21 protein-coding genes are annotated in these 25358 nt (G+C 70.6%); 15 read left to right on the top strand and 6 right to left on the bottom strand.

The genetic code is table 11. From position 1 onward, the window contains the following. Positions 1-31 precede the first annotated feature (31 nt). Positions 32-2431, bottom strand: coding sequence for a LuxR C-terminal-related transcriptional regulator (locus NVV95_RS05555; protein ID WP_259485544.1), 2400 nt, complete (start codon positions 2429-2431; stop codon positions 32-34). Between the two features lie 223 nt (positions 2432-2654). Here NVV95_RS05555 and NVV95_RS05550 point away from each other — a divergent pair, with 223 nt between their 5' ends. The 4 genes from NVV95_RS05550 to NVV95_RS05530 all read left to right on the top strand — a co-directional run bounded on the left by NVV95_RS05550 (position 2655) and on the right by NVV95_RS05530 (position 9785). Beyond that, a complete protein-coding gene (locus tag NVV95_RS05550) occupies positions 2655-7457 on the top strand; it encodes an ExeM/NucH family extracellular endonuclease (protein ID WP_310796050.1) in 4803 nt (1600 codons plus the stop codon). Positions 7458-7526: 69 nt separating this feature from the next. Then, positions 7527-7976: a Fur family transcriptional regulator gene (locus NVV95_RS05540; RefSeq protein WP_259485543.1), complete on the top strand. Its 450-nt coding sequence runs from the start codon at positions 7527-7529 to the stop codon at positions 7974-7976. Continuing rightward, positions 7973-9469, top strand: coding sequence for a catalase (locus tag NVV95_RS05535; protein WP_259485542.1), 1497 nt, complete (start codon positions 7973-7975; stop codon positions 9467-9469). Before NVV95_RS05540 ends, NVV95_RS05535 begins: the two co-directional genes overlap by 4 nt. Before the next feature lie 82 nt (positions 9470-9551). Continuing rightward, positions 9552-9785, top strand: a complete 234-nt coding sequence (locus tag NVV95_RS05530; protein WP_259485541.1) for a hypothetical protein — start codon at positions 9552-9554, stop codon at positions 9783-9785. Positions 9786-9792: 7 nt separating this feature from the next. Here NVV95_RS05530 and NVV95_RS05525 read toward each other — a convergent pair whose 3' ends face one another. Beyond that, positions 9793-10662, bottom strand: a complete 870-nt coding sequence (locus NVV95_RS05525; RefSeq protein WP_259485540.1) for a VOC family protein — start codon at positions 10660-10662, stop codon at positions 9793-9795. A 79-nt stretch (positions 10663-10741) separates the two neighbouring features. Between NVV95_RS05525 and NVV95_RS05520 the strand changes: the two genes are divergently transcribed. The 4 genes from NVV95_RS05520 (at position 10742) to NVV95_RS05505 (ending at position 12438) form a co-directional block, all read left to right on the top strand. Beyond that, positions 10742-11188 (top strand): MarR family winged helix-turn-helix transcriptional regulator, encoded by a 447-nt coding sequence (locus tag NVV95_RS05520; RefSeq protein WP_259485539.1) that lies wholly within the window; start codon positions 10742-10744, stop codon positions 11186-11188. 73 nt (positions 11189-11261) lie between these two features. Next, positions 11262-11687, top strand: coding sequence for an organic hydroperoxide resistance protein (locus tag NVV95_RS05515; protein WP_259485538.1), 426 nt, complete (start codon positions 11262-11264; stop codon positions 11685-11687). A gap of 53 nt (positions 11688-11740) precedes the next feature. Next, a complete protein-coding gene (locus tag NVV95_RS05510; RefSeq protein WP_259485537.1) occupies positions 11741-12118 on the top strand; it encodes a DMT family transporter in 378 nt (125 codons plus the stop codon). Further along, a complete protein-coding gene (locus tag NVV95_RS05505) occupies positions 12115-12438 on the top strand; it encodes a DMT family transporter (protein WP_259485536.1) in 324 nt (107 codons plus the stop codon). Before NVV95_RS05510 ends, NVV95_RS05505 begins: the two co-directional genes overlap by 4 nt. Before the next feature lie 78 nt (positions 12439-12516). On the opposite strand, the gene NVV95_RS05500 is transcribed toward NVV95_RS05505, so the two are convergent. Beyond that, positions 12517-13485: a DsbA family protein gene (locus NVV95_RS05500; RefSeq protein ID WP_259485535.1), complete on the bottom strand. Its 969-nt coding sequence runs from the start codon at positions 13483-13485 to the stop codon at positions 12517-12519. A 117-nt stretch (positions 13486-13602) separates the two neighbouring features. Here NVV95_RS05500 and lipB point away from each other — a divergent pair, with 117 nt between their 5' ends. The 7 genes from lipB (at position 13603) to NVV95_RS05465 (ending at position 20494) form a co-directional block, all read left to right on the top strand. After that, positions 13603-14337: a lipoyl(octanoyl) transferase LipB gene (lipB, locus tag NVV95_RS05495; protein ID WP_259485534.1), complete on the top strand. Its 735-nt coding sequence runs from the start codon at positions 13603-13605 to the stop codon at positions 14335-14337. Beyond that, entirely contained in the window at positions 14334-15320 is a 987-nt protein-coding gene (gene lipA, locus NVV95_RS05490) for a lipoyl synthase (protein ID WP_259485533.1), read from the top strand. The genes lipB and lipA overlap by 4 nt, the downstream gene beginning before the upstream one ends. A gap of 255 nt (positions 15321-15575) precedes the next feature. Then, positions 15576-16448 carry an aldo/keto reductase gene (locus NVV95_RS05485; protein WP_259485532.1) on the top strand — a complete coding sequence of 291 codons (873 nt, stop codon included), beginning with the start codon at positions 15576-15578 and terminating at the stop codon, positions 16446-16448. Positions 16449-16560: 112 nt separating this feature from the next. Next, entirely contained in the window at positions 16561-17772 is a 1212-nt protein-coding gene (locus NVV95_RS05480) for a glutathionylspermidine synthase family protein (RefSeq protein ID WP_259485531.1), read from the top strand. After that, complete coding sequence (locus NVV95_RS05475) at positions 17769-18347, top strand: hypothetical protein (RefSeq protein ID WP_259485530.1); 579 nt, start codon at positions 17769-17771, stop codon at positions 18345-18347. Before NVV95_RS05480 ends, NVV95_RS05475 begins: the two co-directional genes overlap by 4 nt. Positions 18348-18399: 52 nt before the next feature. Further along, complete coding sequence (locus tag NVV95_RS05470) at positions 18400-19746, top strand: aminotransferase class III-fold pyridoxal phosphate-dependent enzyme (protein ID WP_259485529.1); 1347 nt, start codon at positions 18400-18402, stop codon at positions 19744-19746. A 31-nt stretch (positions 19747-19777) separates the two neighbouring features. Then, the gene (locus NVV95_RS05465; protein ID WP_259485528.1) at positions 19778-20494 is read left to right on the top strand and encodes a hypothetical protein; all 717 of its coding nucleotides are present in this window, start codon (positions 19778-19780) and stop codon (positions 20492-20494) included. A 523-nt stretch (positions 20495-21017) separates the two neighbouring features. On the opposite strand, the gene NVV95_RS05460 is transcribed toward NVV95_RS05465, so the two are convergent. The 3 genes from NVV95_RS05460 to NVV95_RS05450 form a co-directional block, all read right to left on the bottom strand. After that, on the bottom strand, positions 21018-22331 hold the full coding sequence (locus tag NVV95_RS05460; RefSeq protein ID WP_259485527.1) for an HNH endonuclease signature motif containing protein: 1314 nt from the start codon (positions 22329-22331) through the stop codon (positions 21018-21020). A 68-nt stretch (positions 22332-22399) separates the two neighbouring features. Next, positions 22400-24751, bottom strand: coding sequence for a transglycosylase domain-containing protein (locus NVV95_RS05455; RefSeq protein WP_259485526.1), 2352 nt, complete (start codon positions 24749-24751; stop codon positions 22400-22402). Positions 24752-24841: 90 nt separating this feature from the next. Beyond that, positions 24842-25351, bottom strand: a complete 510-nt coding sequence (locus NVV95_RS05450) for an NUDIX hydrolase (RefSeq protein WP_259485525.1) — start codon at positions 25349-25351, stop codon at positions 24842-24844. Positions 25352-25358 lie beyond the last annotated feature (7 nt).

The raw sequence follows: 25358 nt of genomic DNA, 5'->3' as shown, positions 1-25358 counted from the left end.
TCGGGGAGTGACGGGGGAGGACGCGCCCAGTCTACCGCCCCGTGGTGCGCAGCCGGGCATCCTGCTCGCGCACGCGCTCGCCGAGCTCACGACGGGAGCCGGCGCCCAGCTTGCCGCGCGCGGCGTAGATGTGCGACTCGACCGTGCGCACCGACAGATAGAGCTGCTGCGCGATCTCCTTGTTGCTCAGGCGGCTCGCCACGAGCAGGGCGATCTCGTGCTCGCGGTCGGTCAGCACCCGGCTCGTCCCACCCTCGAGCCGAGGGGCGGGATCCAGGGCGTCGAGCGTGCGGGTCAGGCTGTTGCGGCGCATCGTGTCGGTCGCCGATGGCCCGGCCGAGGGATCACCCATGGCCCGCTCCGTCTCGGCGGCCACCAGAGCAGCTTCCGCGGTGCCCAGCTCGCCCGCGGCGATCGCGATGTCGTACTCGACGATGTGCCGGGAGTAGCGGAACAGGCGATGCACCCGCAGCTGCTCGATGTCGATCTCGTCGAGCACCTGCCTGGCTTCGGCCACCCGCCCGAGGCGAGCGAGGGCGCTGGCCCGGAGGTTGCCGACCAGCGGCCGGAACACGGCGTACTCGATGCGGTCGATGCGATCGATCGCCGCGCCGAACTCGAGTTCGGAGACGGCGTCGTCGCCGGCCGCGAAGCCCAGCGCGACGCCCGACACGATGCCGGCCAGCGCGAGCCCGCTGCGATCCTTGCGCTGAGCCGCGACACCGACGGCGTAACGGAGTCGCTCGTCGAGGTGCGGGGGGACGCTCCCCGCGATCACGCCGCTGAACGCCTGGAAGCAGATCAGCACGAGCTCGGTGCGCAGCGACACCGGTCGGCTCGTGACCGGGTCGCGGTTGATGCGCTCGGCCTTGGCCAGCATCGCGAGCCCGTCTGCCCCCCGACCGAGCTGGGCCGCGCACATCGACGCCACGACCGCAGAGCGCAGCCGGGCGAGCGTGCCGGCCTCAGCGTCGTCGATCACCCTCAGCGCATGCTTCTCGCCACCGGTCCAGTCCAGATCGAGGTAGCGCTCTTCCGCGCGCTGCGCTTCGAGCTCGCAGAGCACGCCAGGGTCGGTGACCCCCGCTGCGTCGAGCCAGGCCTCGATGTCGCCGAGGGAGCGCCCGGCCGGCTGCCACCCGATCATGCTCGCCCACCAGCGCACGATGCCCCGCAGTTCGGCCGTGGGCACCGCAGCCGGGTCGAGCTGCGACAGCTGCTCGAAGGCCTCGTCGACGCGATGCAGACGGGCGAGGGCGCGCGACGCCTCGAGGTTGAGTCCCGGATGCCCGTCGACCGCGAATCCCAGGGCCACGTAGTCGAGTGCCAGCCCCGCCCGGCCCTCGGCGTTGGCCGCCGCGGCGGCGGTGCCGAGCACCAGGCCCCTCAAGGCCGGGTCGACGTCGGCCGGTGCAGGGATCGACGTGCTCCCGGCGTGCCACGACGCGGCGGCGGCGCGCATCACCGGTCGGCTGGGGCCCACTCCGGGCTCGGTGAGCACGCGCGTGACCAGTTCGTCGACGAGCGCGTCAACCCTGCCGGGTGGCAGCCGGTGGTCGGCTTCCTGGGCGATCGGCAGGGTGGCGTGCAGCAGGCGGTGCGGCCCCGTCTCGCGCACGACGCGCCGACCGAGCAGGGTGTCGAGCACCTTCGAGCGGACGACTCGGCTGAGCGTGGTGTACTCGACCCCGTCGAGTCTCGCCACCAGGGCGAGGGCGAGCTGCTGCTCCAGGTCGTAGGAGTCGACCATGGTGCGAAGGGCGTCGGCGAGCCGCGATCCGGCCCTCGCCCGGCGCATCTCCCACGGCTCGTGCCCCCCGCCGCGCCGCGCCTCGGCGGCGTCGAGCGCGAGCTCGCGGAGGAGCATCCGGGAGCCGGCCGCGCGCTGGGTGACCACGGCGCGGGTGACCGAGTCGAGCACGTCGTCGCCGACCACACATGAGATGAGCTGATCGGCAGTGATGTCGTCGAGCGGCTGCAGGTCGTGGCGCACCACGACGCCGTCGAGCCAGAGCTGCGCGAGCACGGGCGGCAACCCCGAGATCTGGATGCACGGGTCTGTCTCGGCCGTCATCAATACCCGGGCGGCGCCGGTGCAGACCGCGTGGCTGATGGCCTCGAGCTCGGATGCGGGCCGGGCGAGGGCGTCGTCGACGACGAGCACGAGGGGCGCCGAACCGGGCCGCGCAGGCTCGCCGAGACCAGCGGGAGCGCTCTCACCGGACCGCAGCACCACCGGATCGACACCGCGGCGGCGCAGCCCGTCGGCGACGGCTCGCACGAGGTGGCTCTTGCCGCTGCCCGGCGCGCCGACGATGACGACGCTGCCTCCGGCGAGGAGCGCGTCGATGATCTCGTCGGGATCGCGGTCGAGGCCCACGACCTTCTCCGACGGGGCGCCGACGACCCGTCGATGAGTGGTACCCGGCATTCGTCCCCCTGGATCAGCACGTTCCGTTCTGTCAATCACACTATCCAGCGGATGCGGTTTGTGGACAACACCCGTTGCCCCGCGATACGCTTCTTGCCCCCCATCAGGGTGACAATCATTCAGTTTCTCTTTATTAACCTGCCCGAAATGTTCAGTCTTTCTTTCGTTGCGCAGGTTCCCTAGCATGACGGCATCCGTGTGAGCCCCCTCGTCTAGGAGATCCATGTCCGAATCACCCTCGAGGTCGCTGAAAGCGATCCTCGCCACGATCGCCGGAGGGGCGCTGTTCGCGTCGCCCTTCGTCGGCGTCGTGTCCACCGCCTCCGCCACCGAGGCGCCTGCGCCCGCGGCCGCCGCCGCGGAGTACACCATCGCCGAGATCCAGGGCACGGGCGACGCCTCGCCCTTCGCCACTCCCGACAAGCCGGTGGTGACCACCAGCGGTGTCGTCACGGCGGCCTATCCGGTCGGCGGGTTCAACGGCTACGTCGTCCAGACCCCCGGCACCGGTGCCGAGGTCGACGGGCGCACCGCCAGCGACGCGATCTTCGTCTACTCGAAGGCGACCGTCGCATCCGTCGCCATCGGGGACCACGTGCAGATCACCGGCACGGTCACCGAGTTCCAGGGCCTGACCGAGTTCGAGGTCGCCTCGGCCGACGGCCTGGTGAAGCTCGACGCCGCGGAGCCGGTGGTACCGCTGGCCCTCACGCTGCCTCTGGATGCCGCGGGTCGTGAGGCCGTCGAGAGCATGCTGGTCGCGCCCCAGGGTGAGTGGACCGTCACGAACACCTACACGACCAATCAGTACGCCGAGATCGGCCTGGCCGCCGGCGACTCGCCCCTGATCACCCCCACCGAGCTGGCCCGGCCGGGCACCGACGCTTACACGGCCGCCGTCGCCGACAACGCCGCCCGCGCCGTGACCCTCGACGACGGCGCCAGCATCAACTTCCTCGGCTCCGACGCCAACAAGGACATCCCGCTGCCCTACCTCACCGAGAACCCCGACATCGTCGTGGGCTCGTCGGTGACGTTCGCGGCACCGGTCGTCTTCGACTACCGCAACAACGCCTGGAAATTCCAGCCGACCTCGCAGTACGTCTCGGGTGCCGAGGCCCCCGCGAGCTTCGCCGGCGAGCAGGATGCGGCGCCCGAGGACGTCGGCGGCGCGCTGCAGCTCGCGGGCTTCAACGTGCTGAACTACTTCACGACCACCGGCGACCAGCTCTCCGGATGCTCGTACTACACCGACCGCGACGGCGACCCCGTGACGGTCGACACCGGCTGCGACGCCCGCGGTGCCGCCGAGCCGGAGGACCTGGCCCGCCAGCAGGCGAAGATCGTCGCGGCGATCAACGGCCTGGGCGCCGAGGTCGTCTCGCTCGAGGAGATCGAGAACTCGGCGAAGTTCGGCGCCGACCGCGATGCGGCCCTGTCGACCCTCGTCGCGGCGCTGAACGCCGCCGCCGGCTCGGACGAGTGGGCCTTCGTGCCCTCGCCGGCCGCCGACGCGCTGCCCCCGATCGAGGAGCAGGACGTCATCCGCACCGCCTTCATCTACAAGAAGGCCGTCGTCGCCCCCGTGGGCGCCTCGCGCGTGCTGATCGACCCGGCCTTCGCGAACGCCCGTCAGCCCCTCGCCCAGGAGTTCGCTCCCGTGGGCGCCGAGGGTAGCGAGTTCATCGCGATCGTCAACCACTTCAAGTCGAAGTCGTCCTCCGACACGGCCACCGGTGACAACGCCGACGGCCCGCAGGGCTACTTCAACGGCGACCGCGTGCGTCAGGCCACCGCTCTGCTCGACTTCTCCGAGTCGCTGCAGACCGAGCTCGGCACCAGCGACGTCTTCCTGATCGGCGACTTCAACGCCTACACCCAGGAGGACCCGGCCGTCACGATCACCGACGCGGGCTACGTCGACCAGGGCGCCAAGTCGGGCAAGTACAGCTACTCCTTCAGTGGCGCGAGCGGTTCGCTCGACCACGTCTACGCCAGCCCCTCGGCCGACGCCAAGGTGAGCGGTGTCGACATCTGGAACATCAACTCGGGCGAGACGATCGCCAAGGAGTACAGCCGCTACAACTACAACGCGACGAACTTCTACTCCGAGGACGTCTTCCGCTCGAGCGACCACGACCCGGTGATCGTCGGCTACACGCCGGCGGCCGGTGAGGAGCCGTCGACGCTCGATCTGAACCTGATCGACATCAACGACTTCCACGGACGCATCGACACCAACACCGTGAAGTTCGCCGGAACGGTCGAGCAGCTCAAGGCCCAGAGCCCGAACTCGCTCTTCATCTCCTCGGGCGACAACGTCGGCGCCTCGCTCTTCGCCTCGGCGGTGCAGCAGGACCAGCCCACGATCGACGTGCTGAACGCGCTCGACCTGAAGACGAGTGCCGTGGGCAACCACGAGTTCGACCAGGGCTACGCCGATCTCGTCGACCGCATCATCGGCGCCGACGACGCGCGCAACGCGAGCTGGGACTACCTCGGCGCGAACGTCTACGAGAAGGGCACTCAGACGCCGGCGCTCGACGAGTACTCGATCCAGGAGGTCGGCGGGCTGAAGGTCGCCGTCATCGGTGCGATCACCCAGGAGACCCCGTCGCTCGTCTCGCCCGGCGGCATCGCCGACCTCGACTTCGGCGACCCGGTGGACGCGGTGAACCGCGTGGCCGCTCAGCTGAGCGACGGCGACGAGTCCAACGGCGAGGCCGACGTGATCATCGCCAGCTACCACGAGGGCGCCGGCGCGGGCCTCGTCGAGGGCGCGACCCTCGAGCAGGAGGTCGCCGAGGGCGGAGCCTTCGCGAAGATCGTGAACGACACCGACGCCCGTGTGGCGGCGATCTTCACCGGCCACACGCACAAGCAGTACGCGTGGGACGGCCCGATCCCGGGCAGCGACAAGACCCGCCCGGTGCTGCAGACCGGCAACTACGGCGAGAACATCGGTCACGTCGTGCTCTCCCTCGACCCCGCCACCGGCGAGGTGGAGGGCTACACGGCCGAGAACGTCAAGCGCCTGGCCGCCGCCACCGGCGCGACGCCCGAGGAGACCGCGGCCAACAGCGCCGCGCTCGACGCCCAGCTGGTCAGCACCTATCCGGCGGTCGCCGAGGTGAAGACCATCACGGATGCGGCACTCGCGAAGGCCGCGGAGATCGGCAACCAGCCGAAGGGCTCCGTCACCGCCGACATCACCACCGCGTTCAGCGGCGGCTCCTACGTCGACGGCGTCTACACCGGGGGCAAGCGCGACGACCGCGCCTCGGAGTCGACGCTCGGCGACCTGGTGGCCGACTCGCTCGTCTCCTCGCTCGGCTCCGCCGACCGGGGCGGTGCCGAGATCGGCGTCGTCAACCCCGGCGGACTCCGTGAGGAGCTGACCTTCGCCCCCGACGGCGTGGTCACCTACGCCGAGGCCAACGCGGTGCTGCCGTTCGTGAACAACCTCTGGACGACGAGCCTCACCGGCGAGCAGTTCACGACGGTGCTCGAGCAGCAGTGGCAGACGAACCCCGACGGCACCGTGCCGTCGCGGCCGTACCTGCAGCTGGGGCTGTCGAAGAACGTGACCTACACCTTCGACCCCGAGGCCGAGCAGGGCTCGCACATCACCGGCGTCTTCATCGACGGGAAGCCCATCGACCCCGACGCGTCGTACCGCATCGGGTCGTTCAACTTCCTGCTGCAGGGCGGTGACAACTTCCGCGAGTTCACCGAGGGCACCGACACGCGCGACTCGGGTCTGGTCGACCGCGACGCGTGGATCGCGTACCTCGAGGCGAACCCGGGCCTCACGCCCGACTTCGCCCGGCAGGCGGTCGCGGTGACCGACGTCACCGCCGGCCCGGTCGAGCTGGGTGCCGAGGTCTCGGCCACGGTCTCGGGTCTCGACCTGACCTCGCTCGGCAGCCCGCAGAACACCTCGCTCCAGGTCTCCTGGCCCGGATCGGCGGCGACCTTCGATGCCGTCCCGGTGACGGACGGCAGCGCGGAGGTCACCGTCGAGGTGCCCGCCGACGCCTATGCCGCGAGCCAACTGGTGCTCACCGCGCAGCCGAGCGGCACCGTGGTGCGCATCCCGGTGTCGGTCACGGGCGGACTGCCCACGCCTCCCGAGGTCGACCGCATTGGCGGCGCCGACCGCTTCGAGGTCGCGGTGAACGCGTCGAAGGACGGCTGGCCGAACGGCTCGGAGACGGTCTACGTCACGAGCGGCGAGTCCTTCCCCGACGCGCTGTCGGCGGCTCCGGCCGCCACGCGTGCCGACGCTCCGGTGCTGCTGACGACGAAGGCCTCGGTTCCGGATGCGGTGAAGGCCGAGATCCAGCGCCTGGGTGCGAAGAAGATCGTCATCGTGGGTGGCGTCGAGGCCGTCTCGGCCGAGGCCGAGGCGAGCCTGAAGGAGCTCGGAGAGGTCTCCCGCATCGGCGGCGTCGACCGCTTCGAGGCCTCGCGCAACCTCGCGAAGGCCGCGTTCCCCGACGGCGCCGACGTCGCCGTGCTGGCGACCGGAACCACCTTCGCCGACGCCCTGTCGGCCGGTGCCGCGGTCGACGGCGCCGGTCCGGTGCTGCTCGTGAACGGCCCCGCGGGCAAGCTCGACTCCGCGACCGCCGACCTCCTCGAGCAGCTCGGTGTGTCGAAGATCGTGATCGTCGGCGGCAGCGAGTCGGTCTCGGCGGGCATCCTGAACCAGGCGGCGACCATCGCCCCGACGGTGCGTCTGGGAGGTGCCGACCGCTACGCGACCTCGCGCAGCATCAACCGGTACTCCTTCGACGAGGCCGGCCGGGTGCTGCTGGCCACCGGCGAGCGGTTCCCGGATGCGCTGTCGGGCTCCGCCTACGGCCCCCGGATCGACGCCCCGCTGTTCACGGTGCCGGGCTCCTGCATCCCCGCCGAGACGCTGAAGCGGATCACGGATCTGGGTGCGACGGAGGTCACCCTGCTGGGTGGCGAGCAGGCCCTTCCGATGGCCGTGGCCGACCTCACGGTGTGCGCCGGCTAGCCGCCTGACGACACGCCCGACGTAGCCGCTAATCATGAAACATTCATGATTAGCGGCTACGGTCGTCTCATGACCAGTGAGCTCGCGACGCGCATCCGCTCTGCCGGCCTGCGTGTCACCGAGCAGCGGCTGGCCGTGCTGCGGGCGCTCGAGACGCACCCGCACGCCGATGCCGACGAGGTGCGGCAGCTGGCCGCCCGGGAGCTCCCCGGGCTGTCGCTGCCGGCCACCTACGCCGTGCTGAACGCCCTCACCGAGGCCGGGCTGCTGCGCCGGATCGAGCCCGCGGGGTCTCCCGCGCGGTTCGAGCGGCGCGTGGGCGACAACCACCACCACGTGGTCTGCACCGGATGCGGAGCGGTCGACGACGTCGACTGCGTGCACGGCGCCGCGCCCTGCCTGAGCCCGTCCTCGACGAGCGGCTTCCGCGTCACGACCGCCGAGGTCACGTTCTGGGGCCTGTGCCCCGCGTGCCAGGCGGCCGAGGCGATCACCACAACAGAACCGGAGAGAACATGACCGACTTCACCACCACCAACTCGGGCGCTCCCGTCGCCAGCGACGACCACTCGCAGAGCGTCGGGGCCGACGGGCCGGTCGTCCTCCACGATCACTACCTCGTCGAGAAGCTCGCCCAGTTCAACCGCGAGCGGGTTCCGGAGCGTGTCGTGCACGCGAAGGGCGGCGGCGCCTTCGGCGTCTTCGAGACCACCGGCGACGTGAGCGCCTACACCCGGGCGTCGCTGTTCCAGCCGGGTGCCAGCACCGAGCTGCTCGCCCGCTTCTCCACCGTCGCCGGCGAGCAGGGTTCGCCCGACACCTGGCGCGACCCGCGCGGCTTCGCGCTGAAGTTCTACACCGACGAGGGCAACTACGACCTCGTGGGCAACAACACCCCGGTCTTCTTCATCCGCGACGGCATCAAGTTCCCCGACTTCATCCGCTCGCAGAAGCGCCTGCCCGGCACGCACCTGCGCGACCACAACATGCAGTGGGACTTCTGGACCCTCTCGCCCGAGTCGGCGCACCAGGTGACCTGGCTGATGGGCGACCGCGGCCTGCCCGCCTCGTGGCGGCACATGGACGGCTTCGGTTCGCACACCTACCAGTGGATCAACGCCGCGGGCGAGCGCTTCTGGGTGAAGTATCACTTCAAGACCAACCAGGGCATCGAGATCCTCTCGCAGGCCGACGCCGACCAGATCGCTGGAGAGGACGCCGACTTCCACATCCGCGACCTCAGCGAGGCCATCGCCCGCGAGGAGTTCCCGTCGTGGACCCTCTCGGTGCAGGTCATGCCCTACGCCGACGCGGCCTCGTACCGCTTCAACCCGTTCGACCTCACGAAGGTCTGGCCGCACGGCGACTACCCGCTGATCGAGGTCGGCACCATGACGCTGAACCGCAACCCCGAGAACTACTTCGCGCAGATCGAGCAGGCGACCTTCGCCCCCTCGAACTTCGTGCCCGGCATCGCGGCCTCGCCCGACAAGATGCTGCTCGCCCGCATCTTCAGCTACGCGGATGCCCACCGCTACCGTGTCGGCACGAACCACGCCGAGCTCCCGGTCAACGCGCCGCACAGCCCGGTCAACTCCTACTCGAAGGACGGAGCGATGCGTCACGACTTCGCGTCGCCCTCGCGCCCGGTCTACGCGCCGAACTCCTACGGCGGACCGCACGCCGACCCCGCGCGGCACGGCAACGACGCGGGCTGGGAGGCCGACGGCGAGCTCGTCCGCACCGCCGCCACGCTGCACCCCGAGGACGACGACTTCGGCCAGGCCGGAACCCTCGTGCGCGAGGTGCTCGACGACGCGGCGCGCGACCGGCTGGTGGCGAACATCGCCGGCCACGTCTCGAAGGTGACCATCCCCGAGCTGCGCGTGCGTGTGCTCGAGTACTGGCACAACGTCGACGCGACCCTCGCGCTGCGGGTGGCCGAGGCCCTGGAGCCCTCGGCTCCCGGCGCCGACGTCGCCCCCGAGACGGTCGGCATCGGCCAGGCCTGACCCGGCCTGAGATAAGTCGCGGTGCCGGGCTGGACCCCCGGCACCGCGGGTTCGGAAACACCCCACCCTGGAAGGCAGAAGAATGACCGAACACGACCCAGAGTACGGCCCCCGACACGTCTGGGGCTCCTATGTCTCGACGGATTCCGTGAATCGGCGGCCGATCGGCCGCTACACCGACTCCGAAGGGCCCGTGCGCGGGCGCTCCCGTGACGCCGTCGCGCGCCCTGCGCGCTCGGCCAGCACGGCTCGCGCAGCGGGCTCCGCTCCCGCAGCCGGCACCGCGACCGGCGCGATCGGTCTGGCCACGGCCTGAGCGAGTCTCAGACGGCGGGCTTCAGGAGGATGGTGTTGTCCCACGGGTCGGACACCGTCACCTGGAGCCCGTCGTTCGCCGTCTGCAGACCGCGCGCCCGCAGCCGCTCGTCGGCCGCGGCGACGCCGTCGGCATCCGGTAGCACGATCTCGACCTGGCCGAGCCCGAGCGCGGGCTGACGCCGCCCGGCGCCCTTCGAGTTCCAGACGTTCATCGCCATGTGGTGGTGGTAGCCGCCGGCCGAGACGAACAGCGCCGACGAGCCCATCGCGATCGTCGTCTCGAAGCCCAGCGAGTCGACGTAGAAGTCGCGCGCTCGGGCGACGTCGCCCACCGAGAGGTGCACGTGGCCGACGGATGCTCCGCCCACGCGCGGCTCGGCCACCGTGTCGGCGCTGAGGTGCTGCTGCAGGTACGCGTTCGGGTCGAGGTAGACGGTGCCCATCTCGATCTGTCCGTGGGCCCAGCTCCACTCGGTGCGGTCGCGGTCCCAGTAGAGCTCCACGCCGTTGTGCTCGGGGTCGTCGAAGTAGAAGGCCTTCGAGACGAGGTGGTCGCTCGAGCCGGTGAACGACTGCGGGAAGCGGGTGGCCACCGAGTAGACCGCCGCGGCCAGCGCCGCTTCGGTGTCGAACAGGATGGCCGTGTGGAACAGCCCCGCCGAGCGGGGCTCGGGGTTCCGCAGCTCGGGGGCGTGCTGCAGCACGACGGCCGGCACCCCGCCCCGGCCGAGCACCGCGGAGTCGCCCTGCTGCGCGATCACGTCGAGCGTCACGGCGTCGCGGTAATACGCGATCATGCGGTCGAGGTCGCCGACGCGGAGGGTGACGGCGCCCATGGCGGTGTCGGGAGCGAGGAGGTCTGCGGTCGAGGTCATGGCATCTGAAACGGTTGTATCGACAACCTTATTCCCTCCATTTGATTGCGCACAACTTGGTTGCGTATGATCGACCGCGATGAATCCCCTCGACGACATGATCTGCTTCGCGCTCTACCGCGCCTCGAACGCGGTGGCGCAGGCCCACCGCACGGTGCTCGAGCCGTGGAATCTCACGTACACCCAGTACATCGCGCTCGTCGCGCTCGGCTCGGCACCCGACGGCCTCACGGTCGGGGGGCTCGGCGAGCAGCTGGGGCTCGACTCCGGAACGCTGTCACCCTTGCTGCGCCGGCTCGACGAGCGCGGGCTCGTGCTGCGCGAGCGCCGCGACAGCGACGAGCGCCGCGTCACGGCGTCTCTCACCGCCGACGGCCGACGCACCCTCGGTGAGCTGGGCGAGGCGATCGCCTGCCTGGGGCCGCGGTACGGCGTCTCGTCGGCTGCGGAGCTCTCCGAGCTCGTGTCGACCCTCGGGCGCATCACCTCCGGCATGCGGGCGCCCGTCGCCCCTCCTGTTCCCTGACCGCTCGAACCCGCCCACCCGTACCCACCCCCGGCGCCGACCCCCGGCGTCACCCACCCGAAAGGCACCACCCATGTCGAACGCCCTCTACACCGCCGAAGCCCTCGCCACCGGAGCCGGCCGCGACGGCCACGTCCGCAGCTCCGACGGGCGGGTCGACCTCGACCTCGCCGTGCCCGCCGCGATGGGCGGCTCGGGCAACGGCTCCAACCCCGAGCAGCTGTTCGCCGCGGGCTACGCCGCGTGTTTCCACTCCGCCCTGCAGATGGTCGCCCGCTCGAAGAAGGTCGACGTCAGCGATTCCTCCGTCGGCGGCCGCGTGAGCATCTCGTCCAACGGACAGGGCGGCTTCCAGCTCGCCGTGCTGCTCGAGGTGGTGCTGCCGGGCGTCGAGCACGACACCGCCCAGGCCATCGCCGACGCGGCGCACCAGGTCTGCCCGTACTCCAACGCCACCCGGGGCAACATCGACGTGACCATCACCGTCGCCGACGACTGATCCGGCGACCCGAGCGCGACGCCGCTAGGGTGGCCCCGACGGAAGGCGGCTACATGGGCTCGGATCTGCGCAACTGGCTGCTGCTCGCGGCCGCGATCGCGCTCGAGGTGACGGCGACCCTGTCGCTGCGCGCCGCCGTCGACCACCCCGGCTGGGTGGCGCTCGCCGCGGCGGGCTACGCCGGCGCGTTCGTGGCGCTCGCCGTGCTGCTGCGCCGCGGCGCCCCGATCAGCGTCATCTACGGTGTCTGGTCGGCGGCGGGCGTGGCACTCACCGCCGTGCTGGCCGCCCTCGTCTTCGGCGAGCAGCTCACGCTGACCATCGGGGTGGGCATCGCGATCGTGATCGTCGGTGTCGTGCTGGTCGAGACGGGCTCACCGCACCAGGCTCCGGATGCGCATCCCGCCTCCGTCGACGGAGACCGCCCATGATCTGGCTGCTGCTGGCCGGCGCCATCGTCACCGAGGTGGCCGCGACCCTGGCGCTCCGGGCCTCGGAGGGGTTCCGCAAGCGACGCTGGATCGCCCCCGTCGTGGTGTTCTACCTGCTCGCCTTCACGCTGTTGGCGATCGCCCTCGCGGGCGGTCTGCCGGTCGGCATCGCGTATGGCATCTGGGCCGCGTGCGGGGTCGCGCTCACGGCGATCCTCGCGCGCATCCTGTTCAAGGAGAAGCTGACCCCGCGCATGATCGCGGGCATCGCCCTCATCGCGGTCGGCGTCTTCGTCATCGAGCTCGGCGCCGCCCACTGACGCCCGCTCCACCTCTTCGCGAGTGGTCACTTTCGGCGCCAAAACCGTGCGTTTCGCGCCGAAAATGACCACGCGCCGTTACTCGGCGGGGGCCGTGCCGTCGGCCGGGGCCGTACCGTCGGCGGGGGCCGTGCCGTCGGCGGGGGCCGTCGGGTCGGTGCCGTCGGTGGCCGGCGGGTCGGCGACCTCGGTGTAGGTCTCGGTGATGAAGGTCGAGAGCGCCTCGGGGTCGTCGAGCGCCCCGGTGTAGGCCTTGCCGTCGACGATCAGCAGCGGCGCGGCCGCCAGCGTCTCGACGTCGGCGTTCGGGATACCCGCCTGCGCCCGCGCGGTGGAGTCGGTCACCCAGTCCGAGAACTCGTTCCCCGTGATGCACGAGGCGACCGAGTCGTCGGTCAGTCCCGCATCCGACACCAGCTTCGCCAGCTCGTCGTTCGAGAGCCCGCCGTCGGGCAGGTCGGCGATCTTCGCGATCAGCGCGTTGTGCACCGGAAGAACCGCGTCGGGCACCGCGTTCGCCACGCAGGCGATCGTGTTCGCCGCTCGGGCCGAGTAGCTGTCGGGCCCCTCGAGCGCCACGGGGTGCAGCTCGAGACTCGCGTAGCCGGCGCTGACGTAGCTCTGCAGCGAGGCACCGTTCGTCGTCTCGAAGGTGCCGACGTCGGCGCTGCCGTAGTCGACGTACTCCGTGAGTCGCAGCACGGTCGCCGTGTCGAGCTCCGAGGGCACCGGCTGCTCGCCGGGCTGGATGGCGTCGGTGGTCGTCGCGGTGATCGCCGAGCCGCTGCCGGTCAGCACGATCCCGTCGCTCAGCATGTTCGCCGGGCCGGTGAAGCTCGCCCGCACTGTGCTGTAGATCGCCCAGGCCGCACCGGCGAGCAGCGCCACCACCGCGACCACGGCGACGACGATCGCGATGATCTTGTTGCGCCGCCGACGCTTCTGCTCCTCGATGCGCCTGAGCCGCGCCAGCTCCCGCGACAGCGCCTGCCTGTCCTTCTTGGACATGCCGTCGTAGATGCTCTTGTCGCTCGTGGCGGGGCTCATGCCGTGGGTGCTCCTCGATCCGCGCCGCACGGCGCTGCGCCCTGACCCTATCGAATGACCCTAAGAAGCCCGCAACGTGCATTGTTGTGCCGCGTACATTAATCGTAGGATGACGCCATGACGGATGTTCTGAACGAGGGTGTGGGCGATCGACTCGTCCCGTACCTCGAGGGCCTGACGCTGCAATCGCACCTGCACGACCGGGTCGTGGCGGGCTCCGCGCCCGACACCCTGGTGCTGCTCGAGCACGAGGCGGTCTACACGGCCGGCAAGCGCACCGAGCCGTCCGAGCGCCCGGCGGGCGCGGCCGGCGGCGGCACCCCGGTGATCGACGTCGACCGCGGCGGCAAGATCACCTGGCACGGGCCCGGCCAGCTCGTCGGCTACCCGATCGTGCGTCTGCCCGACCCGATCGACGTCGTCGCCTACGTGCGGATGCTCGAGCAGCTGCTGCTCGACGTCGTCGCCTCCCTCGGGGTCGACGCCCATCGCGTCGAGGGCCGCTCCGGCATCTGGACCACGCTCGACGGCCGCGAGCACAAGCTCGGTGCCATCGGCATCCGCGTCGCCTCCGGCGTCACCACGCACGGCTTCGCCCTCAACTGCAGCAACCCGCTGGAGCCGTACGACGCGATCGTCGCGTGCGGCATCCGCGACGCCGGGGTCACCACGCTGAGCGAGGTGCTCGGCCGCCGGGTCGAGCCGCGCGACGTGGTCGAGGCGGTGGTGGCGCGGTTCGAGTCGCCGCGGGAGGCGGCGGGCGGGCATCCGGTGATCGCAGCCCCGGCACCGGCCTCGGCCCCGCTCGCAGCCCCGGCGCGCGAGCTGCACGGCCTGGCGGTGGCCTCGTGACCGCGGCCCCCGACGGCCGGCGGATGCTGCGCCTGGAGGTCAGGAACGCCGAGACCCCGATCGAGCGGAAGCCCGAGTGGATCAAGACGAAGGCGCGCTTCGGCCCCGAGTACACGGCGCTGCAGTCGCTGGTGAAGACGCAGGAGTTGCACACGGTGTGCCAGGAGGCCGGCTGCCCCAACATCTTCGAGTGCTGGGAGGACAAGGAGGCGACCTTCCTGATCGGAGGTTCGCAGTGCACGCGGCGCTGCGACTTCTGCCAGATCGACACCGGAAAGCCCGCCGACTACGACCGGGACGAGCCACGGCGCGTGGCGTCGTCGGTGCAGTCGATGGGCCTGCGCTACGCGACCGTCACCGGGGTGGCCCGCGACGACCTGCCCGACGAGGGGGCGTGGCTGCACGCCGAGACGGTGCGCCAGATCCACGCGATGAACCCCGGCACGGGGGTCGAGATCCTCGCGACCGACTTCTCGGGCAACCCGGCGCTGCTTGAGACGGTGTTCGAGTCGCGGCCCGAGGTGTTCGCGCACAACGTCGAGACGGTGCCCCGCATCTTCAAGCGCATCCGGCCGGCGTTCCGGTACGAGCGGTCGCTCGGGGTCATCACGCAGGCTCGGGATGCGCGGCTGATCACCAAGTCGAACCTGATCCTCGGCATGGGGGAGACCCGGGCGGAGATCTCGGCGGCGCTGCAGGACCTGCATGACGCGGGCTGTGACATCATCACGGTGACGCAGTACCTGCGGCCGTCGCCGCGGCATCTGCCGGTGGCATCGTGGGTGCGGCCGGAGGAGTTCGTCGAGATCCGCGAGGAGGCGGAGGAGATCGGCTTCCTCGGCGTGCTCGCGGGGCCGCTGGTGCGCTCGTCGTATCGTGCCGGACGCCTCTGGGCGCAGTCGCTGCGCCGCAAGGGCTGGCCGGTGCCGGCGAATCTCGAGGCCCTCGCCGACGCTCCGGCCCCCTTCGCCCAGGCGGTCTGAGCCGGTCCAGTCGAGATGCGCGCAGGATGCACCGCGTTCCGGGGCGGCGGCGATGCCACACGTGAGGTGGGGGACATGCACGGGAGGAGCCGCGGTGCACCCGGAACGCGGTGCGGATTCAGGATGGCAGGCGACGCGGCCGGGGCGTGATGAGCAATTGCTACTCCACTTCGAGGCGCGAGGGCGGCCGCGGTGTTCCGCGCCTGGCGAACGCCATGGGGGAAGAGAGCGGCGCCCCACCCGGTTGACCCCTGCATGACTGACACCAGCTCTCAGAAGCCCGCCGCCGCATCCGGAACCTTCGCCATCGGCGGAGATCTCAGCGTCGACCGCCTCGGCTTCGGCACCATGCAGCTCACCGGCCCCGGCGTGTGGGGCGAGCCGGCCGACCGCGCCGGCGCGATCGCCGTGCTGCGCCGCGCCGTCGAGCTCGGCGTGACCCTGATCGACACCGCCGACGCGTACGGGCCCTTCGTCACCGACGGCCTCATCCGCGAGGCGCTGCACCCCTACGCCGAGGGCGTCACCATCGCCACCAAGGTCGGCTTCACCCGCCAGGGCCCGAACGAGTGGATCCCGGTCGGCCGCCCCGAGTATCTGCGCCAGCAGACCGAGCTGAACCTCCGCCACCTCGGCGTCGACCGCATCGACCTGCTGCAGCTGCACCGCATCGACCCGAAGGTGCCGCTCGAGGAGCAGATCGGCGAGCTCAAGGCCCTGCAGGACGAGGGCAAGGTGCGCCACATCGGCCTCTCCGAGGTCTCGATCGACGAGGTCGAGGCCGCGTCGGCCGTCGCCCCGATCGTCTCCGTGCAGAACCTGTTCAACATCTCGAACCGCAAGTCCGAGGCGCTGCTCGACCACGCGACCGCCGAGGGTATCGCCTTCATCCCATGGTTCCCGCTCGCGACCGGCAAGCTGAGCGGCGAGGGCTCGCCCCTGGCCGAGCTCGCCGCGCGGCACGGCGTCACCCCGAGCCAGCTCGCGCTCGCCTGGCTGCTGCGCCGCTCGCCCGTGATGCTGCCGATCCCCGGCACCAAGTCGGTCGGCCACCTCGAGGAGAACGTCGCCGCGGCCGCGATCGAGCTGAGCGACGAGGAGTTCGCCGAGCTCGACGCGCTGAAGTAGTGCGGGCGGGCATCCGCTCTGCCGGCTTCTCGCCAGAGCGAGCGGATGCCCGACCCGGGCGTCACCCGCAAGCCCCGCCCCGCACCCCCGCCGCGGGGTTACGCTCGTGACGATGCATCGCACCGAGATGACCCCCCGACACGCGTGGCGCGACCGCCTCGACGCGGTCGGCTTCAGCTTCTACGACCTCGAGTCGGAGGGCGGCCGGCCGTATTGGAACGAGTCCGCCGCCTACGTCTTCACGATGCCCGAGATAGAGTTGATCGAGGCGGCCACGACCGAGCTGTTCACGCGGTGCATGGACGCCGTCGAGCACGTGGTGCGCCAGGGCCGGTTCGAGGAGTTCGGCATACCGGGGCGGTACCACGAGCTCGTCCGCGCATCCTGGGACGACGACGACCCCACGGTCTACGGCCGCTTCGACCTGGCCTACGACGGGGCGGGCACCGTGTCGCTGCTCGAGTTCAACGCCGACACGCCCACCTCGCTCGTCGAGTCGGCCGCCGCCCAGTGGCAGTGGTTCGACGACCTGCGCTCCTCGGGCGCGCTGCCGGCCGACGCCGACCAGTTCAACGGGCTGCACGAGCTGCTCGTGGAGCAGTGGACGCACATCCGCACCGCTCGTTGGGGCCTCGCCCCCGGGGCCCGGCTGCACCTCGCCTCGCTGCACGACACGGGCGACGGCGCCTTGATCGTGGAGGACTTCGACACCGTGGCCTACATGGCCGAGACCGCTGCCGCCGCCGGCTTCGACCCGAAGCTCGTCTTCATGGAGGACGTGCGCTGGAGCATGGACCGGCAGCTCTTCCTCGACGGCTCCGACGAGCCCATCCGCCACATCTTCAAGCTGTACCCGTGGGAGTGGATGATCACCGAGCAGTTCGGCGGCTTCCTGCCGATCAGCCGGGGCGCCACGCAGTGGGTCGAGCCCGCCTGGAAGCTGCTATTGAGCAACAAGCAGTTGCTCGTCGTGCTCTGGGAGCTGTTCCCGGGGCACCCGAACCTGCTGCCCGCTTTCTCGGCTCCGGATGCTCTTTCCGGGCGCCCGTACGTGTCGAAGCCGCGACTCGGTCGCGAAGGCGCGAACGTCTCGGTGCACGATGCCTCGGGTGCTTTGGTCGCGTCGGAGCCCGGCCCCTACGACGACCTCGTGTACCAGGCGCTCGCCGCCTTCCCGCCGATCCCCGGCAAGACGGCCGTGATCGGCAGCTGGATCGTGGGGGAGACGCCCGCGGGCATCGACCTGCGCGAGACGAGCGGGCCGATCACGGGCGACCTCGCCGAGTTCGTGCCGCACTACATCGCCCCCGGAGGTTCCCGATGAGATCTGCCGCCTCGACCCGTCTGTCGCTGTCGGGCATCGCCGTGGCCAACCGTCCGGGGCTCACCCGGGGTGTGGCCGTCGCCTCGATCGCCGGCGCGGTGCTCGCGCTCTCGGGCTGTGCGCCCACCGAGGAGGGTGTGGTGCTGGAGGGTGCCGACGGGCAGAAGTACGTGGTGCCGTCGGACGCCGAGCGGCCGATGTACTCCTCGAAGGAGGACTGCATCGCCGACGTGACCGAGCAGATCGCGGTGCTCGAGAAGCAGGGGCAGGACATCGTGGACACTCCCGAGGAGCTGTGCGAGCCGTCCTCGAACTACCCGCGGGCGGGGTACACCGGGCTGTGGCTCGGGCCGCTGCTGTTCGCGGGGTCGCGGTGGAACTCGTCGCGTGTCTCGGGCTGGGCGCCGGTGCCGTCGGCCGGGTTCGCCGCGCCGGGATCGCGGCTGCAGAGCGACGTGGTCTCGCCGGCGCCGGCCGGGGCGACGACCGGGGAGCGGGCGCCGCTGAAGTCGGGCTTCGGCTCGTCGGGCAAGTCGGGTTTCGCCTCGTCGAAGTCGGGCACGGCGGGCGGCTGACCCGGCTGACCCTTCTGACCCCTCTGTCAGAGGCGAGGCATAGGCTCGGGGCATGGCTTCCGACACCCCGTTCACGGTTCCCCAGGAGCGCAAGCTCGTCACCGAGCTGCCCGGCCCCAAGTCGCGCGAGCTGCACGAGCGGCGCCGCAAGGCCGTGTCGCGGGGCGCCGGCACCCTCGCCGACATCTACATGGACCACGGTTCAGGCGCCATCCTCGTCGACGTCGACGGCAACCAGATCATCGACCTGGGCTGCGGCATCGGTGTCACGACCGTTGGCCACGCGCATCCGGAGGTCGTGGCGGCCGCCGCCGAGCAGGCCGCCAAGCTCACCCACACGCTCTTCACGGTCACGCCGTACGAAACCTACCTTCGGGTGGCCGAGAAGCTCGCCGAGATCACCCCTGGCGACTTCGAGAAGCACTCGATCCTCGTGAACTCGGGTGCCGAGGCGGTCGAGAACGCGGTCAAGATCGCCCGCAAGTACACGGGCCGACGGGTCATCGCGACCCTCGACCACGCCTTCCACGGCCGCACCAACCTCACCATGGCGATGACCTACCGCCCCTGGCCCGAGCGCGCCGGCATGGGCCCGATGCCGGGTGACATCTACAGCGTGCCCATCAGCTACCCCTTCCGCGACCCCGAGGGCATGACGGGTGAGGAGGCGGCCGAGCGCACGATCGACTACATCGTCACCCACATCGGCGCCACCGAGCTCGCCGCGCTGTTCGTCGAGCCCATCCAGGGCGACGGCGGCATCATCATCCCGGCGCCCGGCTACTTCAAACGCCTCAGCGAGTTCTGCACCGAGAACGGCATCGTCTTCGTCGCCGACGAGATCCAGGCCGGCATCGCGCGCACGGGCGCCTGGTACTCCATCGAGCACCACGGCGTCGTGCCCGACCTTGTCACGAGCGCCAAGGGCATCGCGGGCGGCTTCCCGCTCGCGGCGGTCACCGGCCGGGCCGAGATCATGGATGCGGTGCAGCCCGGCGGCATTGGCGGCACCTTCGGCGGCAACCCGGTCTCCACCGCGGCGGCGCTCAAGGTCTTCGAGGTCATCGAGCGCGATGACCTGATCGGCGAGGCCCAGCGCGTGGAGCGCGCGTTCCTCGCCCGCATCGGCGACTGGGCGGAGCGCTTCCCGATCGTCGGCGAGGTGCGAGGCAAGGGCGCGATGTTCGGTGTCGAGCTGGTGCAGCCGGGCACGAAGAAGCCGAACCCTGAGGCGCTGGCGGCGATCATCCGCCACGCCACGTCGAACGGCGTGATCGTGCTCGACGCCGGAAGCTGGGACAGCGTCCTCCGCTTCCTGCCCAGCGTCGTAATCTCCGAGGCGCTGATCGACGACGCTGCTACCGTCATAGAACAGAAGCTTGCCGAGCTGTCGGCGTAACCACCGGCAGCGGGGCGCACGGGGAGGCGACATGAACGTCCGCTCGAATCGGCTCGCGGTCGGGCTGGTGCTCACGATCGCCCTCACGGCGTCGGTCTCCGGATGCGCGGGGCAGCGCGACCCGTCTGCCGGCGCTCCGTCACCCACCGCGACCCCTCCCGCCGCCACCGCTCCGTCGACGGGTGCTCCCTCTGCACCGCAGACCACGTCCCCCTCGGACGCGGAGCCCCCGTTCGTCGTCCCCTACGTCGGTGACTACGACCCCGCCGACTACGGCTCGGGCGACGTCGAGGACGACATGGCGATGATCGGCCCGGAGCTCGTCGCGGGCATGCAGGCGATCCGCGGCTACGCCCCGGGCCGCTACCCCGAGGTCTACACGGGGCTCGCCAGCGGCACCCGCGGCGACCCGAACGTGCTGCGCATCTACCTCACCGAACTCGACCCGGCGATCGAGAACGACCTGGTCGGCGTCTCGGGCATGAAGCGCGACCAGGTGCTCTTCGAGCAGTCCTATGTCTCGGCCCGTGACGCGCAGGCGGCGGCCGACGCGGTGACGGCCGACGTCGACGCGGGCGACCTCGACGGCATCGACCTGGTCGGCTGGGGCAGCGGCGTCGACGGCCTGCTCGAACTCTCCCTGGAGGGCCACGAACAGACGCAGATCGACGCCCTCCTCGACCGCTACGGCCCGGCCGTCCGCATTCTCACCGACGCCCCCACGGCAACGGCGGCCCCGGCCCCCTGACCTCGGCCCGGACCCGTGGCCCGTGACCCCTGACCTCGGTCCGGCCCCCGGCCCCGGACCCGGACCCCCGACCCGTGACCCCTGACCCCGGACCGGCCCCCGGACCCCGGACCCGGAACCCGGACCCGGACCCGGACCCCGGACCAGGACCCCGGACCAGGGACCCGAACCAGGGGCCCAGAACCTGGAGCCCGGAACCCGGACCAGGGACCCGGTCCAGGGACCCGAAACCCGGAACCCGGACCAGGGACCCGGAACCCGCAGCGACGGAATCAGCGCCAGGCAGAGGCGCCGATATCGGGAGTATCCATCCGATCCGACCCACACATGGCGACCAATCTCTCACAAACGTCGGGCGGTCCTCCAGCGCCTCGATAACTTCGCCATGACCATCGAGGGCAAGCGCGTCAGCGCGCGGCAGCTCTGTCGGCGGCCAGCGTCGGGGGTCCGGCTCTGGGGGGCTGCCGCGCGCTTTGCGCTTGCCCTCGGTGATTGTGGCCGGGTTGTGCGGGTGGGCGCGTTGTTAGGCGGCCGGGCGTGTGATGGTGCGTCGGCGTGTGGTTGGGATGGGGGTTTGTTCGGGGTCGTTCCATCGGGGTGGGATCAGGTGGGGTACTCCGCCTTGCATGACTAGTTTCCAGTCTGCTTTGTGGAGGTGGGAGTGGTGGAAGTGGCAGAGGAGGACGCCGTTGTCGATGTCGGTTCTGCCTGGTGGGTGGTCGTCGGAGACCCATTCGTCGGCGTGGTGGGTTTCGCAGTAGGAGGGTGGTCGGTCGCAGTTGGGCCACACGCAGCCGCCGTCTCGGGCGGCGAGTGCCCGGTTCTGGGCGGCGGTGAAGAGTCGCTTGGTTTTGCCGTGGAAGAGGACCTCGCCCCGGTCGCCGAAGAGCGTGACCGCCATCGGTGAGGTGCACCGCATTTGCTCCACGGTCGACATGGGGACCGGCTCGTCGAGCCCGTCGATGTACCCGACCCCGCGCCCGGCCTCGAGATCGGCGAGCGTCACGTGGAGGTTCAGGGTCGTGGTGGCCCCGTTGATTCGGGGCATGTCGTCGGCACCGGCCGCGCGGGCGATGAGTTCGGTGATGGTGTCGGCGTTCTTCTGCGCTGAGGTGCGGTCGTCGGCGGTGACGTAGTCGCCCTCCTCGAGGAAGCGCGGGCCGGTCACGCGGGGGCTTTGCATGGCCTGGAAGCTCGACCGCCACACCCCGCCCTGCTCCGGGGTGAGCGCGAATGTGCCGCGGATCATCCCGTCCGGCGATTGACCGATGGTGAGGAAGCGGAGTTGTTGGTGTATTTGGTCGCGCGGCTCCGCCCCGTCGGGGTCGAGCACCTCCCGCAGGTGGATCGCCATCCGCGCCGTTTCATCGGCCGAGAGGTGGCAGGAGAGGGTCTGATCGACGAGAGTCTCCTCGGCACCGGCGACGACGTCGGGCGCGCATCCGCGGTCGGCGAGTTCTCTGCACCGCCGAACGATGGTCGCCGCGGCCTCGATGGGCAGCTCGCCCGAGTCGAGCGCATCCGCCACGCGTGGGTATGGCGCGGGCCCTTCGCCCCCACCGAGCATCATCTCGCCCCGCAGCCGCTTTCCGAGATCGAGCCGGCTCTTGCACTCCTTCGCCGACGCGCCGGTGACAGTGGCGAGCAGCGCGACCGGAGACGTGAAGTTCTGCGAGCGACTCAACCCCTCGTCTCCGAGCTCAGGGCGCGACCGCACGCCCACCTCACCGGCGAGCCGGATCACCCACGCCTGGAGCACCCGCAACTGGGCCTCGCTCGCGGCGATCTCCTCGAGCAACTCGACGCCGCTCGCGGTGGGGAGATCGGCTGGAAGCATACTGAGATTCTATCAGAAAGGCCTGATGAATGCTCGAAAACTTCCGCCCGACAGGGCCGCCGATCAGGTCAGCGCGACGGCGTCGCAGCCGGCGTCGGAACCGGGTCGGCCGGCACCACGGGGTCGGGAGCCGGAGCCGGTGCCGGCGCGCTGGGAGCCGGGTCGGCAGGCGCGGGCGCGACCGGAGCCGAGGGAGCCGACGTCGACGACGGTGACGGCGTAGTGCCCGAGCCAGACCCCGAGTCCGAGTTCGACGAACCCGACGAGCTCGACGAGTCGAAGCGCTCCGAGCTGCCGTCCACGAGCTCCTCGTTCGGCTCGGGGAAGTCGTCGCCGCCGAGCACCTCGTCGTTGACCGTCATCATCCCGTTCCAGATGCGGTGCCGCACCGTCGAGCCGAGGTAGCCGTTCGGGTAGACGTCGGTCATCGACACGTCACCGGTCACGTTGCCGACCCAGACCGCCGTGGCGGCCTTGGTGGAGGCCCCGACCATCCAGGTGTCCTTCTCGTTGTCGGTGGTGCCGGTCTTGCCGATGTGCGTGATGCCGTCCTCGGGGTTCGAGGCGACCGCGGTGCCCTCTTCGATCGGCCCGAGCATGGCGTAGGCGAGCGTCGAGGCGATCGACGGGTCCATGGTCTGCTGGCAGTTGGCCTGCGGGGCCTGCACGTCCTGGCCGTCGGGGCCGACGATGCGGTCGATCGCGACCGGAGCGCAGTAGACGCCGTTCGCCGCGATGGCCGCGTAGGCGGCGGCCATGGTCAGCGGCGCGATCTCGTTGGTGCCGAGAACCGAAGAGGGTTGCGTGTCGAGCGGGTTGCCGTCGGCGCGGTGCACCCCGAGGGACTCGGCGGTGGCCTTGATCGCGCAGAGGTCGAGCTGCTGCGCCATGGCGATGAAGGCGTTGTTCACCGAGTTGGTGAGCGCGTTCTGCACCGACATGGTGCCCGGGCGGGCGCTGCCGTCGTTCGCCGGCTCCCACGGGCCGCCGAGGGCCTGGCAGCTGTTCGGGAAGGTCGACTGATCCCACTCGCGCTCGTTGCCCGAGACCCGGTCGGACAGGGTGTGCCCCTGCTTCAGCCACTCGGCCAGCGCGAACACCTTGTAGGTCGACCCCACCTGGAAGCCCGAGGATCCGCCGTAGTCGATGTCGGTGTTGTAGTTCAGGGCGGTCGAACCGGCCACCGGGGTGTCGGGGTCGGCGGCGTAGTTCGTGTTCTGGGCCATCGCCAGGATGCGCCCCGTGCCCGGCTCGACCGTGACGATCGTCGAGCCGAGGTCGGCCTCGTCGCTGGACGCCGGCACGTACTCCTTCATCAAGGAGTCGGCGTTCCACTGCAGGTCGGTGTTCAGCGTCGTGTAGATCTTGTAGCCGCCGCGCTTGAAGTTCGACCAGCGCTCGTCGGAGGTGTCGCCGAAGGTGGCGTCGTTCCGAACGATGTAGGTGACGTAGTCGCAGAAGTAGGCGGCGCCGCTGGCGGCGGCCTGGCAGCCGGTGGTGGGCGCGGTGATCACGGGCGTGACCGGCGTGGCGATGGCCTCGTCGTACTGCTGCTGCGTGATCGCCTTGTGCTTCAGCATCGAGGCGAGCACGTCCTCGTCACGGCGGGCCTGGTTGTCAGGGATGTTCTCGGGCTCGTCGATGCGCAGCCCGTTCGGCTCGTTCACCGTGGCGGCGAGCGAGGCGGCCTGCGCGACCGAGAGGTCTTTGGCGCTGACGCCGTAGTAGTACTCGGCCGCGGCCTGGATGCCGTAGACCGAGCCGCCGAAGTTCGCGATGTTGAGGTAGCCGAGCAGGATGTCGTTCTTCGAATACTGCTTCTCGAGCGCGATCGCGAGGCGCATCTCGGTGAGCTTGCGATCGACCGACTCGGTGGTCGCGGCCTCGTAGGCGGCGTCGCGCTCGGCCTTGGTGTCGAGCGACTCCGCCTGCTGCACGAGGATGTTGCGCACGTACTGCATCGTGATGGTCGAGGCGCCGCTCTCCACGCCGCCCGAGGCGACGTTGCCGAGGGCCGCGCGCAGAGTCGAGGCGATGTCGACGCCCGCGTGCTCGTAGAAGCGCGGGTCCTCCGTGGTGACGACCGCGTCCTTCACGTAGGGCGAGATGTCGTCCCAGCCCACCTCCTGACGGTTCTGGTCGAACACCGTGGCGAGCAGCACCTGGGTGCCGTCGCTGTTCGTGGCGTAGATCTCGGAGTTCTGCGCGAGCGTCGACGGCCGGATGTAGTCGGGCAGCGTGTCGAGCACGTCGGCGGTGCGCGAAGCGTACACCCCGGTGACGGCGACCGCGGGAACGGCCATCACGGTGACGAGCAGGGCAGAGGCCACGCCGAGGGCGAGCATCATGCCGACGGGGCGCTTGGTGCCGTCGATCAGGCGCTGGAACGCACTGGTGAGGCGGTGTGGTGCTTCGGGCATATGGGCCAGATTACGGCGGATGCTTCGGAAGTGCCTGAAAGCGCCAAGCGACGCCCCGGCGCGAGTGCGAGAAGGCGGAAGAGCTCGCGCCTAGAACTCGAACCGGGCCGCGGCCTCGCCCGCGACCGCCGCGTCGATCCGCGCGCGCATCTCGGTGCTCATGACAGGCAGCGCGTCCAGCGGGAACCACGCCGCCTCGGTGTTCTCGCCGTCGGCCGGGAACGGCTCGCCCGACACGTAGCGGAACAGGAAGCAGAGGTCGAGGTACAGCGTGCGGTCGCCGTTGTCGTAGACGACCTCGGGCAGCGTGTGCACCCAGGCGAGGCTGACGGGCTCGGCGACCACGTCCGCCTCCTCGAGCACCTCGCGCGCACCCGCCACCGCGGGCTCCTCGCCCGGGTCGATGATGCCGGTCACCGGCGTCCAGGCGCCGTTGTCGCTGCGCCGCACGAGCAGCACGTCGGCCACCGAACCCGGCACATCGGCGCGAGCATCCTGACCCGACGCCGCCCGCAGCACCACGGCGGTCACCCCCGTGAGCCAGAGCTGCTCGTGCCCGATCTTCTCGCGCAGGGACAGGACGAAGTCAGGAGTCGGCATGTGCCCA

The sequence above is a fragment of the Herbiconiux gentiana genome, from assembly GCF_024978135.1.
Taxonomy (GTDB): Bacteria; Actinomycetota; Actinomycetes; order Actinomycetales; family Microbacteriaceae; genus Herbiconiux; species Herbiconiux gentiana.
The sequence above is the reverse complement of the archived record's forward strand: the minus strand, read 5'-3'. Positions and strand labels throughout refer to the sequence as shown.